The sequence below is a fragment of the Falsiroseomonas sp. HC035 genome (genome assembly GCF_050563525.1).
Lineage (GTDB): Bacteria > Pseudomonadota > Alphaproteobacteria > Acetobacterales > Acetobacteraceae > Falsiroseomonas.
Genome location: NZ_JBNXUN010000002.1, coordinates 87,077 through 98,386, shown reverse-complemented (window position 1 = coordinate 98,386; position 11,310 = coordinate 87,077). Strand labels below are relative to the sequence as shown.

17 protein-coding genes, 1 other RNA gene and 1 riboswitch are annotated in these 11,310 nt (G+C 71.9%); of the genes, 9 read left to right on the top strand and 9 right to left on the bottom strand.

Features of this window, described 5'->3' with window-relative positions; genetic code table 11:
• Positions 1–42: 42 nt before the first annotated feature.
• From ACLF3G_RS05000 to ACLF3G_RS04990, 3 genes are all read right to left on the bottom strand, one after another.
• The gene (locus tag ACLF3G_RS05000; protein WP_430668239.1) at positions 43–330 is read right to left on the bottom strand and encodes a hypothetical protein; all 288 of its coding nucleotides are present in this window, start codon (positions 328–330) and stop codon (positions 43–45) included.
• 31 nt (positions 331–361) lie between these two features.
• Positions 362–471, bottom strand: a riboswitch (SAM-I-IV-variant riboswitch).
• A 53-nt stretch (positions 472–524) separates the two neighbouring features.
• A complete protein-coding gene (locus ACLF3G_RS04995) occupies positions 525–869 on the bottom strand; it encodes an FKBP-type peptidyl-prolyl cis-trans isomerase (RefSeq protein ID WP_430668238.1) in 345 nt (114 codons plus the stop codon).
• A 3-nt stretch (positions 870–872) separates the two neighbouring features.
• Positions 873–1,289: a DUF3830 family protein gene (locus ACLF3G_RS04990; RefSeq protein WP_430668237.1), complete on the bottom strand. Its 417-nt coding sequence runs from the start codon at positions 1,287–1,289 to the stop codon at positions 873–875.
• Positions 1,290–1,398: 109 nt separating this feature from the next.
• Between ACLF3G_RS04990 and ACLF3G_RS04985 the strand changes: the two genes are divergently transcribed.
• Positions 1,399–2,307: a YihY/virulence factor BrkB family protein gene (locus ACLF3G_RS04985; protein WP_430668236.1), complete on the top strand. Its 909-nt coding sequence runs from the start codon at positions 1,399–1,401 to the stop codon at positions 2,305–2,307.
• A 96-nt stretch (positions 2,308–2,403) separates the two neighbouring features.
• On the opposite strand, the gene ACLF3G_RS04980 is transcribed toward ACLF3G_RS04985, so the two are convergent.
• The 5 genes from ACLF3G_RS04980 to ffs form a co-directional block, all read right to left on the bottom strand.
• Positions 2,404–2,877 (bottom strand): VOC family protein, encoded by a 474-nt coding sequence (locus ACLF3G_RS04980; protein ID WP_430668235.1) that lies wholly within the window; start codon positions 2,875–2,877, stop codon positions 2,404–2,406.
• 22 nt (positions 2,878–2,899) lie between these two features.
• Positions 2,900–3,493, bottom strand: coding sequence for a recombination mediator RecR (recR, locus tag ACLF3G_RS04975; RefSeq protein ID WP_430668234.1), 594 nt, complete (start codon positions 3,491–3,493; stop codon positions 2,900–2,902).
• A gap of 4 nt (positions 3,494–3,497) precedes the next feature.
• Positions 3,498–3,839 (bottom strand): YbaB/EbfC family nucleoid-associated protein, encoded by a 342-nt coding sequence (locus ACLF3G_RS04970; protein ID WP_430668233.1) that lies wholly within the window; start codon positions 3,837–3,839, stop codon positions 3,498–3,500.
• A gap of 8 nt (positions 3,840–3,847) precedes the next feature.
• Positions 3,848–5,764 (bottom strand): DNA polymerase III subunit gamma/tau, encoded by a 1,917-nt coding sequence (locus tag ACLF3G_RS04965; protein ID WP_430668232.1) that lies wholly within the window; start codon positions 5,762–5,764, stop codon positions 3,848–3,850.
• 71 nt (positions 5,765–5,835) lie between these two features.
• An RNA gene (gene ffs / locus ACLF3G_RS04960) (signal recognition particle sRNA small type) lies at positions 5,836–5,926 on the bottom strand.
• A 234-nt stretch (positions 5,927–6,160) separates the two neighbouring features.
• On the opposite strand from ffs, the gene nudC reads away from it, so the two are divergent.
• From nudC to ACLF3G_RS04935, 5 genes are read left to right on the top strand one after another with little or no spacing between them, the layout of a single operon-like run.
• Complete coding sequence (gene nudC, locus ACLF3G_RS04955) at positions 6,161–7,090, top strand: NAD(+) diphosphatase (RefSeq protein WP_430668231.1); 930 nt, start codon at positions 6,161–6,163, stop codon at positions 7,088–7,090.
• Entirely contained in the window at positions 7,087–7,383 is a 297-nt protein-coding gene (locus ACLF3G_RS04950; RefSeq protein WP_430668230.1) for a phosphoribosylamine--glycine ligase, read from the top strand. The genes nudC and ACLF3G_RS04950 overlap by 4 nt, the downstream gene beginning before the upstream one ends.
• Before the next feature lie 4 nt (positions 7,384–7,387).
• Positions 7,388–8,827, top strand: coding sequence for a hypothetical protein (locus ACLF3G_RS04945; protein ID WP_430668229.1), 1,440 nt, complete (start codon positions 7,388–7,390; stop codon positions 8,825–8,827).
• A gap of 43 nt (positions 8,828–8,870) precedes the next feature.
• Complete coding sequence (locus ACLF3G_RS04940) at positions 8,871–9,329, top strand: hypothetical protein (protein ID WP_430668228.1); 459 nt, start codon at positions 8,871–8,873, stop codon at positions 9,327–9,329.
• Between the two features lie 26 nt (positions 9,330–9,355).
• The gene (locus ACLF3G_RS04935; RefSeq protein ID WP_430668227.1) at positions 9,356–9,817 is read left to right on the top strand and encodes an RrF2 family transcriptional regulator; all 462 of its coding nucleotides are present in this window, start codon (positions 9,356–9,358) and stop codon (positions 9,815–9,817) included.
• Here ACLF3G_RS04935 and ACLF3G_RS04930 read toward each other — a convergent pair.
• A complete protein-coding gene (locus ACLF3G_RS04930) occupies positions 9,790–10,119 on the bottom strand; it encodes an ArsR/SmtB family transcription factor (RefSeq protein ID WP_430668226.1) in 330 nt (109 codons plus the stop codon). The two genes, ACLF3G_RS04935 and ACLF3G_RS04930, sit on opposite strands and share 28 nt — an antisense overlap.
• Positions 10,120–10,180: 61 nt before the next feature.
• Between ACLF3G_RS04930 and ACLF3G_RS04925 the strand changes: the two genes are divergently transcribed.
• From ACLF3G_RS04925 to ACLF3G_RS04915, 3 genes are read left to right on the top strand one after another with little or no spacing between them, the layout of a single operon-like run.
• On the top strand, positions 10,181–10,399 hold the full coding sequence (locus ACLF3G_RS04925; protein WP_430668225.1) for a YgaP family membrane protein: 219 nt from the start codon (positions 10,181–10,183) through the stop codon (positions 10,397–10,399).
• Position 10,400: 1 nt separating this feature from the next.
• A complete protein-coding gene (locus ACLF3G_RS04920; protein ID WP_430668224.1) occupies positions 10,401–10,829 on the top strand; it encodes a YeeE/YedE family protein in 429 nt (142 codons plus the stop codon).
• Positions 10,830–10,837: 8 nt separating this feature from the next.
• Positions 10,838–11,293: a DUF6691 family protein gene (locus ACLF3G_RS04915; RefSeq protein ID WP_430668223.1), complete on the top strand. Its 456-nt coding sequence runs from the start codon at positions 10,838–10,840 to the stop codon at positions 11,291–11,293.
• Positions 11,294–11,310: the final 17 nt, after the last annotated feature.

The following is an 11,310-nucleotide window of genomic DNA, read 5'->3' as shown; positions in this document are numbered from 1 at the left end:
TTCCTGCCCTGCAATGGCAGGATCGCGCGCCGGGCGGCGCTGTCAATCACGCAGGGCAGCGGCGCGCAGCCACGCGGACAGTTCCGCGCAGCGGTCGCCGGGCAGGGCGCGTTCCAGGTGCAGGGTCAGGTGGCCGGCGCGGCGGTCCGGCGGCACCCGGCAGGCATGGGTCCAGGTCTCGCCGTTTCGGTGGTGCAGCAGCACATACAGCAGGCAGGGCGCGATCCGCCCCATGCGGTCGCGCCATCGCGCCGTGCCGACGAATTCGGCGCGGTCCCCGGGCCCAAGAAACAGTTGAAAATCCAGGCCTGGCCCGGTGTCGTCCAGCATGCCGTCCTCCGCAAACCCGGACCGACGGCGGCGCTTCCCGAATAATTGCCCGGTGAGGCCGCATCCCCCCGTTCTGGGGGCGCCACCTTGCCCGGGAGGGCAGGTTGGCGTTGGGCGTCGGCCCAACTCTTGATGCAGTGGCGCAGTTACCAGATGGCAGGCGCGGAGGGCAAGCACCCTCCGCGCCGTTTGGATCAGCCGACTTCCAGCAGCTCCACGTCGAACACCAGCGTCGCGTTCGGCGGGATCACCCCGCCGGCGCCGCGTGCGCCGTAGCCGAATTCCGGCGGGATGGTCAGCGTGCGATGCCCGCCAACCTTCATGCCCTGCACGCCACGGTCCCAGCCCGCGATCACCTGGCCGGCGCCGAGCTGGAAGCGAAACGCATCGCCGCGATCCCGCGACGAGTCGAACTTCTTCCCCTTCTTGTCCGCTGCCTTATCGTCGAACAGCCAGCCCGTGTAATGCACCGCGACCGGCTTGCCGGAGACGGCCAGCGCCCCCGTGCCCACCGTCGCATCGACCATCGCAACACCCATGGTTCAACCCGCCTTGCTGAATGTGATGGACTTCGCGCCGTCCCACAGGACGGAACGCCCGATCTTCGCCAGCCGGTCCAGCCCGCCGGTGATGGTCAGGAAATGATTGCCCGCCAGCTGCCCCGCCTTGCTGGAAAAGCAGCAGGGGCCGTAGGCGATCAGGATCTCGGTCTCGCTGACGCCGCCGGGATAGACGATGACATGGCCGGGCGCCGGGTGGCTGGTGGCGTTCTCATGCCCGATGCCGAGGTCGCGCTCGCCCATCGGAATCCAGCACGCCTCGCCGGACCAGCGGACATGGATGATGCGGTCGCTGAAGGGCAGCAGTTCGCGGAACCGCGCCACGGTCTTCGGCGCATCGGCCGTTTCGAAGCTGGCGGCGAATTTCTCGCCGGCGATGTCGATCTCGATGTCGGCCATGCAATGCTCCCGTCTCTCCGCCCCGCCTACGCGACGGGGCGTCGCTTGCCAAGCTATCCTGGGGCGCGCGGAAACCTTCGCGCGGCAGAACGGTTGGAGCCGCGGCGGCATGACCCGCCCTGGAAGGGTCACGATGCGCAAGGGCGCCTGGCAACTGATCAGAGAGACCGTCGAGGGCTACATCGAGGACGAGGCGATGACGCGGGGTGCCGCCATCGCCTGCTACACCATGTTCTCCCTGGCCCCGTTGCTGGTTCTGGCGGTGGCCATCGCCGGCCTGGCCTTCGGCGAGGAGACGGTTCGCGCCGCGGTCGCGTCCCAGCTCATCGGCCTGGTGGGGCGGGACGGCGCGATCGCGATCCAGTCGCTGGTCAACGATGGCGGGCTGGAGGCGCAGACGGAGGGTGGCGGCTTTGCGGCGCTGGTCAGCCTGGTCATCCTGCTGGTCACCGCCAGCGCCGTCTTCGCCGAGTTGCAGGGCTCGCTGAACGCCATCTGGAAGGCGGAACCGCGCGGCCTGTCCGTTTCCTACCTGCTGCGCGCCCGGCTGCTGAGCATCGGCCTGGTGGCGGCGACGGGTTTTCTCCTCCTGGTCTCGCTTCTGGCGTCGACGGCCCTGTCGGCGATCGGCGAGTGGGCCGGCAGCAACCTGCCGCTGGCGGCGCCGCTGCTGCGGGCGGCCAATTTCGGCGTGTCCTTCATGCTGACGGCGCTGCTGTTCGCCGCCATCTACAAGGTGCTGCCGGACCGTCGGCTGCGCTGGCGCGACGTCGCCATGGGGGCGCTGTGCACCGCGCTGCTGTTCACCCTCGGGAAGACGCTGATCGGCTGGTACATCGGCGGCAGCGGCATCGCCGCGCGCTACGGTGCCACCGGGGCGCTGATCGTGGTCCTGCTGTGGGTGTACTACTCCGCCCAGGTCTTCCTGCTCGGCGCCGAGTTCACCCGTGCCTGGACGCGCCGGCCCGGGGCGCGGCCGAAGGAACCGCACGGGCTCGGCAAGGGGAAGGTTAGTTAGAGTGCGATCGTCCAAGGCGTGAATCGCACGACAGAACACTATGCTGAAGGCTGTCTGGCGCTTCTATCAGCGCCTGACTGATTCTAGCGCCGGCGCTCAGCCGCGCCGGGCCTCCTCGATCGCCGCGACGTCGATCTTCGTCATGCCCAGCATCGCCTGGAAGGCGCGCTTTGCCTCCTCGCCGCCGGCCGCCATCGCCTCGGTCAGGGTGCGCGGCGTAATCTGCCAGGAGATGCCCCAGCGGTCCTTGCACCAGCCGCAGGCGCTCGCCTGCCCGCCATGGCCAATGATGGCGTCCCAGTAGCGATCGGTCTCGGCCTGGTCCTCGGTGGCGATCTGGAACGAGAAGGCCTCGCTGTGCCGGAAGGTGGGGCCGCCATTGAGGCCGAGGCAGCGGATGCCAGCCACCGTGAAATCCACGGTCAGCACGTCGCCCGCCTTGCCGGAGGGATAGTCGGCGGGGGCGCGGTGGACGCCGTGCACCGCGCTGTCGGGGAAGGTTTCGGTATAGAAACGCGCAGCGGCCTCGGCGTCCTTGTCGAACCAGAGGCAGATCGTGTTCTTCACCATCGGTTTCCTCCTCGCGCCCCGGTCAGGCCGGCCGGCGCGACCGCAGCGCCGCCGCCAGCGTGCCCTCGTCCAGCACATCCAGCGCGCCGCCCATTGGCACGCCCTGCGCCAGCCGCGTCACCGCAACGCCGGCGGGCTTCAGCCGGTCCGTCACGTAATGCGCCGTGGCCGTGCCATCCACCGTGGCGGGCAGCGCCAGGATCACCTCATCCACCCCCTCCGCCGCGATGCGGGCGAGCAGCGGTGCGATGGACAGGTCCTCCGGCCCGATGCCGGCCAGCGGCGACAGCGTACCGCCGAGCACATGGTACAGCCCCTGGTGCGCGTGCGCGCGTTCCAGCGCCCACAGATCCGCCACACCCTCCACCACGCAGACCAGGTGGCGGTCGCGGCGCGGGTCGCGGCAAATGCCGCAGGGCGATTGCGCATCCAGGTTGCCGCAGCTTTCGCAGGGTCGTACCGCGCGGGCGGCGGCGGTCAGCGCCTCCGCCAGCGGCAGCATCGTCTCCTGCGGCCGCATCAGCATCCGCAGCGCCGCACGGCGCGCGCTGCGCCGGCCGAGGCCGGGGATGCGGCCGAGCAGCGAGATCAGGTGCTCGATCGGATCATGCGCCACGCCGTCAGAACGGCAGCTTCAGCCCGCCGAGGCCGCCAAGGCCGCCCGGCAGGTTCATCCCGGCGGTGGCCTTCTGCATCTCCTCCGCCATCGTCGCCTCCACCTTCTGCTTGGCGTCGGCGTGGGCGGCGACCATCAGATCCTCCAGCACCTCCCGGTCATCCGCCGTCATCAGGGAGGGGTCGATGGTGACGCGGCGCAGATCGCCCTTGCCGGACAGCAGCACCTTCACCATGCCGCCGCCGGCCGCCCCCTCGACTTCCGTCTGTTCCAGCTTCGCCTGCATCTCCTGCATGCGGGTCTGCATCTGCTGCGCCTGCTTCAGCATGTTGCCGAGGTTCTTCATGGCGTCTCTCAATCCTCCTGGGGAAGTTCGTCGTCCGGGCCGACCGGCTCGGCGTCGGGCGGGGCGAAGTCCCGCCCCCCGCCTGGCGACCCATCGCCCAACGATGCGGCGGCCAGGTCGGCCACCATGGCCGGGGCCAGGCCATAGGCATCGAGCGAGGCATCGCGCACCGCCTCGATTCTCGCACCTGGGAAGGCCGCCAGCACGGCCTGCACCAGCGGGTGGTTCTGCGCCAGCGCCAGGCGGTCGGCCTCCGCGGTCCGGCCCTGCTCGGCCAGCGTCGGCTCGCCGCCCTCGTTCACCAGGCTGACGGTCCAGCGCGTGCCGGTCGCCTCCTGCATCAGGGCGGTGATCTGCTGCGCCAGGTCGCGCGGGGCTTCCGGGCGGGGCCGGATCTCGATGCGGCCGGGGCTGATCCGCACCGGATGCACGTTGAGCCGCAGATGCGCGTGCAGGCTGGGCTTCCGGCCGGAGGCCAGGGCCACGATCTCCCGGAAGCTGGACGGCACCGGCGCGGGCGCCGCGGCCTGTGGCGCGGGCACGGCCATGGCCAGCGCGGCGCTGCCACCGCCGGAAATGGCGCGCAGCCCGCCGCCACCATTCGGGGGTGGCGCCGCGGTTGGCGGCGCAGCGCTGGCGGCGCCGGCTTCGGTCAGCCGCCGCACGAGGTCGCCCGGTGTCGGCAACTCGGACAGATGCGCGAGGCGGATCAGCACCATCTCGGCGGCGGCGCGGCGGTTGACGCCATCCTGCGCCACCTCCTGCAGCCCCTTCAGCAGCACCTGCCAGGCCCGTGCCAGCACCGGGATCGGCAGCTTGTCGGCCAGCGCCGCGCCGCGGGACCGTTCGGCCTCGGGCAGGGCGGGATCGTCGCGCAGCGCCGGCACGGTCTTCATGCGGGACAGCAGGTGGGTCAGGTCCAGCAGGTCGGACAGCACCACGGCTGGGTCGGTGCCGCGTTCATGCGCGGCCTCCGACAGCGCCAGGGCGCCGGCAGTGTCGCCCTGCATCAGCGCCTGCATGAGGTCCACCGCCAGTCCGCGATCCGCCAGGCCCAGCATGTCCTGCACCAGCGCGGCGGACACGGCCTCGCCGCCCGCCAGCGCCATCGCCTGGTCCAGGATGGACAGGCCGTCGCGCACGGAGCCATCCGCCGCGCGCGCCACCATGGCCAGCGCCTCGGCCTCGGCCGGCACCGCCTCGGCCTCGCAGATGCGCGCGAAGTGGGCGCGCAGCTGGTCCTGCGGCACGCGCTTCAGGTGGAAGGTCTGGCAGCGCGACAGGATGGTGGTCGGCACCTTGCGCAGCTCGGTCGTGGCCAGCATGAACTTCACGTCCGGCGGCGGTTCCTCCAGCGTCTTCAGCAGCGCGTTGAACGCGGCGCTGCTCAGCATGTGCACCTCGTCCAGGATGATGACCTTGAAGCGGCCCTGGGCGGGGCGGAAGCGCAGGCGGTCGCGCAGTTCGCGCACATCGTCCACGCCGTTGTTGCTGGCCGCGTCCAGCTCCTGCACGTCCGGGTGGCGGTCGGCGAGGATGGCGCGGCATTCCGGGCAGACGCCGCAGGGGTCGGGGGTCGGCCCGCCCTGGCCATCCGGGCCGATGCAGTTCAGCGCGCGGGCGATGATGCGGGCGGTGGTGGTCTTGCCGACACCGCGGACGCCGGTGAGCATGAAGGCATGGTGCACCCGGCCCTGGGCGAAGGCGTTCTTCAGGGTGCGCACCAGGGCGTCCTGGCCGATCAGGTCGGCGAAGCTGGTCGGCCGGTATTTCCGGGCGAGGACTCGGTAGGGCGTCGCGGCCGGCAGGGCGGCGGGCGCCTGGGCTGGTGCAACCGGCGCCGGATCGCCGAACAGGCCCGGACCCTCCGCCGGGGGTTCCGGAAGCTCGGCCGCTACAGGGTCACCGAAGATGTCGCTGGCCATGGTGGGGTGCTGTCCGGGAAGCGGGGGGCCCGGATGCCAGGGCCGCAAGGGATGCCGCGGGGAATCAGGTGGAAGATCGGCGGCCGACCCGCGCGAGAACTCGTTACGGCTGCTTCCTTCCGGACCTGACCGGGTTGGCGAGGAGCACGTCCGTCGCCGACCTTCCAACCCCAATATCGGGCCTCGGGCGTCCCGGGGCAATGCCCCAACCTCGCGTGACCCTCAAGCGCCGGGCGCGGCCTCCGGCCGCTTGGCTACGCGCCACTGGGCGCGGCGGCCAGTCGGCCGCTCAGCCGGCAGCGGATGCCGGCCGCAGGACACGCAGTTTTCTCGGGAAGCTGCTCGGTTGTTCCGCTCGGTTGCCCCGGCCCCGCCCGCGTGGCAGGGTCCGCGCCGATGCTCTCCGTCCCCGCAAGCCGCCCCAATGCCTATACCGGCAGCCCGCTCGACCGTGCGGGCACCCGCCGGGATGATGCCGACTGGATCGCCCAGGCGCTGTCCGACCCCGAAACCCTGTTCGCCCCGGTCTGGCGCAGCCGCAGCCTGATGAAGGGCGTGGCCGATGGCCATCCGGAGGCCGTGCTGCTGACCGGCGCGGCGGCCGAGGCGGTGCGCATGGCCGGTGGCCCCTGGGCCTTCCTGGGCCTGTGGGCCAACCGCCCGGTCTTCGCGGTGGATTGCTCCGCCGCGGAGGACCCGCTGCCGCTGCTGCCGGATGGCATGGGCGGCTTCACCGACCTGCGCCAGGTGGCAGGCCTGCTGCCGCAGGGGGAGGCCTCCGTCCTCGCCCATGCGCGCGGGCTGATGCATTGGCGCACCCGGCACCGCTTCTGCGGCGTCTGCGGCCATGAATGCGCGCCGCGCAGCGCCGGCAACGCCATGCAGTGCACCAACTGCAACGCGCAGCATTTCCCGCGCACCGACCCGGCCGTCATCATGCTGGTGGTGCGCCAGGGCCGCTGCCTGCTCGGCCATTCGCACCGTTTCCCCAACGTCGCCATGTATTCCACGCTCGCCGGCTTCGTGGAGCCCGGCGAGAGCCTGGAGGAGGCGGTGCGGCGGGAGGTGATGGAGGAAGCGGCGATCGAGGTGGGGGAGGTGCTGTACCATTCCTCCCAGCCCTGGCCCTTTCCCGCCAGCATCATGCTGGGCTTCCATGCCGAGGGCTTGTCGGATGACATCCGCATCGACCCGGAGGAGCTGATGGACGCGCGCTGGTTCACCCGCGAGCAGCTGCGCGACCCGGCCGCGCATGGCTTTTCCCTGCCACGGGCCGATTCCATCGCCCGACGGCTGATCGAGGATTGGCTGGAGCAGGCCCCATGAGAACTTTCGCCTCCCTCGCCGCGCTGCTGCTGCTGGCCGCCTGCGGGTCCGGCCGCGGCGCGATGCCCGCCATGTCCGACAGCCCCGCCCAGGCCGAATGCCGGGCCGAGGCGCGCCAGTCGCCCGAGGTCGAGGCGCAGTGGCGCCGTGTGGTGATCGGCCTGCCCAGCAGCGAGGAACAGGTGCGCCGCGAACGGGCCCAGGCCGAAACCCGCGCCTTCACGGATTGCCTGCGCCGGCGTGGCCTGGTGCGCGGCGGTGGCGTGGAGCCGCGGCGGCAGCCGGGCTTCTAGCCCCTTGGCCGATCCGCCGATCAGTGCCTCCCGCGGCCCGGTCGGCGTGCTGGAGGCCTTGTGGGACGGCTACCTGGTGGCCGGCTGGGCCGCCGACCCGCGGGACCCTGCCGCCCGCCCGCTGATCCGCCTGATGCGCGGCATGGACCTGCTGGCGGAGGGCGAGGCGGATCAGGCGCGGGAGGACGGCCGGCCCGGCTTCATCCTGGCCTCCCCGGTCCTGCTGACGCCGCAGGATCTCCTGACCGGCCGGGTCCGCGTGCGTGCCGTGCTGCCCGGCCGCAACGCCCCCACCACCCTGCCGATGGGCGGTCCGATGCAGGCGGCTCTGGAAGCCATGGCGGCAGATCCGCAGGGTCCGGCCGAGGCCCAGATGCACACCCAGGCCGGCGCCCCGCCACCCGAGGCGGAGCCGCCGGTTGCGCCCCTCCCGGTTGTGGTTCCGGAGATCGTGCTCCCGGAGGCCATGGCTGAAAGCGGGCCAGCCGAGCCTCCGGCGCCGGAGCCCGCGCCGAATGCTCAGCCGGACAGCGCCGCGCCGGTGGAGGCGCCCTGGTCCAGGCCCGCCTCCCGCCCCCTGGTGATGCCCTTCACGCCGCGCCCGGATGCGGCGCCGCACTGGGAAGCGGCCCCGCCGGCTGGACCGCCCGCACCGGAGGTGCAGAGGCCACCCGCACCGGAGGTGCAGAAGCCGCCCGCGCCCGAATTGCCGTCGCCGCTGGGCGCCATGCTGGAGATTGCCCGGCACGCCGCCGCCGCCGGCGTGCCCGTGCTGCACCTCCTGGTGCCGCGCCGCGCCTCCATGCCGGGCGGCCATCCGATGCCGGGGCTGGCGGCGCTGGAAGCGGCCGCCGGGCGCGCGCCGCTGCTGGCCCAGGACTGGCTGCCGCTGCGCCACGCCTTCGCCCGGGCCACCAACCCGGCCGCGCTGTGGCGCCAGGACGGGCAGCTTCTGTCGGTGGAGGGCAGCCTCGCCGTGCTGGGGACGCTGCTGGCCGTGCTTCGCCTGCGCCGGCCCGAAGCCGACACCGTACTGGACCGCGCCCACCGGCTGGTCTCCCGCGCCGATGTCTCCGCGCTGCCGCGACGCGAGATCGCGAGCGAGGCGGGCAGCCCCTCCTTCCTCGGCGTCGCCTCGCCGGAAACTGAGCCGGCGCTGCCCGCCGACCTGTTCGCGGACCAGCCGGAGCCGCGCGCGGCGGGCGAGGCCCTGCCCGGGCTGCAGGCTTGGCGGCAACCTGGCGCGCCGCTGCCCTGGCGCGTGGTGGTGATGGCGGAACCCGGCCTCGGCGGCAGCGCGGACCCGGCGCAGCTCGGCTGGTGGCTGCGCGTCCTGGCGGCGGAGACGGTGCTGAGCGAGGCGCTGCACCTGGCCGCGCCCGCCGCCGTCGTCGCGGCACAACCGGACCTGCTGCTGACCCTGGCCGCCGAACCCGAGGCCTGAGGCCGGGCTTCAGAACGGCAGGACGGTGGTGGCGCGGTCGGTCATGCGGCGCGCCAGCTACGGCGGCTGCGCCGGGCGCACGCCCTCGATCAGCGCCTCCGGCCCGGACGAGGCCGGCCAGCATCTGTGCCGGCGTCGCACCCATCGGCCACATCGGCGTGGCGGCCGGGCCTGGCGGTCCGCGGCGCGCGAGATCGGCGGCGGCACCGCAGAGCATCACCTCCACCGTGGCGCCCTGCGCCCGCATCGCATTGAGCGGCACGAAGGCCATGCCCTGCACCTGCGCCTCGGCAGTGGTGACCAGCGCCAGAACGCACGGCAACTCCTGGGCGGCGGCGGGCATCAGGCCGGCGATGGCGGCCCCGGCGAGGAGGGCCAGGCGCAGGGCAAAGTGGCTCGTGCGGGACATCCCTGGTCGTGGCGGCAGGACGCCGCCGCGCAGGAAGCTTCGGAGGGAATGCGGGAAACGGCCCGCCTTGACAAAAATAGATATAGAATGTGATGATTTACGGGCGAGAAGGAGCAGCCTTGCGCCTCACCCAGTATTCCAACTTCGCCCTGCGCACGCTGCAATTGCTGGCCTTGCGGGCGCCGGAGATCGTCACGGTGGATGACGTCGCCCGCGCGCACCGCATCTCCAAGGCGCATCTGGTCAAGGTGGCGGGCGAGCTGGCCCGGCGCGGCTACATCGAGACCATCCGCGGCCGGCGCGGCGGCATGCGTCTGGCGCGGCCGGCGGAGCAGATCACGGTTGGCGAGATCATCCGCTGGACCGAGGCGCCGCTGGAGCTGGTCGAGTGCTTCAATGCCGAGACCAACACCTGCCCGCTGCTCGGCGTCTGCCACCTGTCGCGCGGCCTGCAACGGGCGTTGCGGGCGTTTCTCTCGGTTCTTGACGATCTGACCATCGCCGACATCGCGCTGAACCGGGCCGCCCTGCTGGACCGGCTGACGCGGCAGGATCAGCCCTTCATGGCGGGTGCGCAGTAAATCCGGTACAGCGTCTCCAGGATCGCCGCCGCCTCGGGGCTGGACAGGCGGTAGTGGATCGTCTGGCCGTCGCGCCGCGTCTCGACCATCCTCAGGTCGCGCATCCGCGCCAGGTGCTGCGACAGCGCCGCCGGCGCCAGGCCGACGAGCTCCGCCAGCTGGTTCACGGATTTTTCGCCCTCCAGCAGGTGGCACAGTGCCATCAGCCGCTTCGCGTTGGCCAGTGCGGCAAGGATTCGCGCGGCCTCCTCCGCCTTGGCTTCCAGCACAATCAAAGCATCACTGGTCGTATCAGTTTTCATGTTGACATCTTAGCATCTGCGCAGATATGAATCCAGTGCCAACCCACCGGAGGATCAGCCCATGGTCAACATAGGTTCCGTCGACCGCGCCGCACGCTTCGTGCTTGGCGCCGTGCTCCTCGCGTCGCCTTTCCTGCTCACGGAGATGTTCGCCCCGCTCGGCGCCTGGCGCTTCCTGGTGGCGGCCGTGGGCCTGGTGCTGCTCGGCACGGCCATCTTCCGCATCTGCCCGGCCTACATGCTGTTCGGCATCCGCACCTGCGCCACCGGGCGGGCCTGACATGACGGCCACCGACTTCACCCCGGTGGCCTCGCTTCTCGGCGGCGCGCTGATCGGCGCATCCGCCGTGATGCTGATGGCCGCCACTGGCCGCATCGCCGGCATCAGCGGCATCGCCGTGCGGCTGCTGCCGCCATACCCGGACAACGCCTTCGCCGGGCGGCTCGCCTTCATCCTCGGTCTCGTGGCAGCGCCGCTTCTCGTGCTGCTCCTCACCGGCACGGCGCCGGTGCCGAGTATCGAGGCCGGGACGGGCCTGCTGGTCCTGGCGGGGCTGCTGGTGGGCTTCGGCGCCGTCTGGGGCAATGGCTGTACCTCCGGCCACGGGGTCTGCGGCCTGTCGCGGCTGTCCCTCCGGTCGCTGGTGGCGACGCTGGTCTTCATGGCGACCGCCATGGCCACAGTCTTCCTCACCCGCCACCTGTTGTGAGGCCCGCCATGTCTGTCCTGATCAACTTCGCCATCGGCCTGGTCTTCGGCCTCGGCCTGGTCGTCTCCGGCATGTCGAACCCCGCGAAGGTGCTGAACTTCCTCGACCTCGCCGCGATCCCGAACGGCGGCTGGGACCCGAGCCTGGCCTTCGTCATGGCCGGCGCCATCGCGGTGACCTTCATCGGCTACAGGCTGGTGCTGCGCCAGCCGCGACCGATCCTCGGCGGCACGTTCCACCTGCCGACCGCGACGGCAATCGACAGCCGCATCGTGGCCGGCCCGGCGATCTTCGGCATCGGCTGGGGTCTCGCCGGCTTCTGCCCGGGGCCGGCCTTCACGGCGCTGACCTTCGGCGGCAACGCGGCGGTGATGTTCGTGATCGCGATGCTGCTGGGCATGGGCGGCGCCCGCTGGCTCGCCAGCCGCCCGGACTCCCTGCAACCGGCCACCCCACGCGCCTGACGCCAACAAAGCCGAAA

What these genes read in the sequence shown, in the direction of transcription:
- ACLF3G_RS04965 (WP_430668232.1), bottom strand. Translation starts at nt 5,764, where the DNA reads ATGGCCAGCGACATCTTCGGTGACCCTGTAGCGGCCGAGCTTCCGGAA.
- ACLF3G_RS04915 (WP_430668223.1), top strand. Translation starts at nt 10,838, where the DNA reads ATGTCTGTCCTGATCAACTTCGCCATCGGCCTGGTCTTCGGCCTCGGC.
- ACLF3G_RS04925 (WP_430668225.1), top strand. Translation starts at nt 10,181, where the DNA reads ATGGTCAACATAGGTTCCGTCGACCGCGCCGCACGCTTCGTGCTTGGC.
- ACLF3G_RS04950 (WP_430668230.1), top strand. Translation starts at nt 7,087, where the DNA reads ATGAGAACTTTCGCCTCCCTCGCCGCGCTGCTGCTGCTGGCCGCCTGC.
- nudC (WP_430668231.1), top strand. Translation starts at nt 6,161, where the DNA reads ATGCTCTCCGTCCCCGCAAGCCGCCCCAATGCCTATACCGGCAGCCCG.
- ACLF3G_RS04995 (WP_430668238.1), bottom strand. Translation starts at nt 869, where the DNA reads ATGGGTGTTGCGATGGTCGATGCGACGGTGGGCACGGGGGCGCTGGCC.
- ACLF3G_RS04930 (WP_430668226.1), bottom strand. Translation starts at nt 10,119, where the DNA reads ATGAAAACTGATACGACCAGTGATGCTTTGATTGTGCTGGAAGCCAAG.
- ACLF3G_RS04980 (WP_430668235.1), bottom strand. Translation starts at nt 2,877, where the DNA reads ATGGTGAAGAACACGATCTGCCTCTGGTTCGACAAGGACGCCGAGGCC.
- ACLF3G_RS04920 (WP_430668224.1), top strand. Translation starts at nt 10,401, where the DNA reads ATGACGGCCACCGACTTCACCCCGGTGGCCTCGCTTCTCGGCGGCGCG.
- ACLF3G_RS04940 (WP_430668228.1), top strand. Translation starts at nt 8,871, where the DNA reads ATGCGGCGCGCCAGCTACGGCGGCTGCGCCGGGCGCACGCCCTCGATC.
- ACLF3G_RS04970 (WP_430668233.1), bottom strand. Translation starts at nt 3,839, where the DNA reads ATGAAGAACCTCGGCAACATGCTGAAGCAGGCGCAGCAGATGCAGACC.
- ACLF3G_RS05000 (WP_430668239.1), bottom strand. Translation starts at nt 330, where the DNA reads ATGCTGGACGACACCGGGCCAGGCCTGGATTTTCAACTGTTTCTTGGG.
- ACLF3G_RS04985 (WP_430668236.1), top strand. Translation starts at nt 1,399, where the DNA reads ATGACCCGCCCTGGAAGGGTCACGATGCGCAAGGGCGCCTGGCAACTG.
- ACLF3G_RS04990 (WP_430668237.1), bottom strand. Translation starts at nt 1,289, where the DNA reads ATGGCCGACATCGAGATCGACATCGCCGGCGAGAAATTCGCCGCCAGC.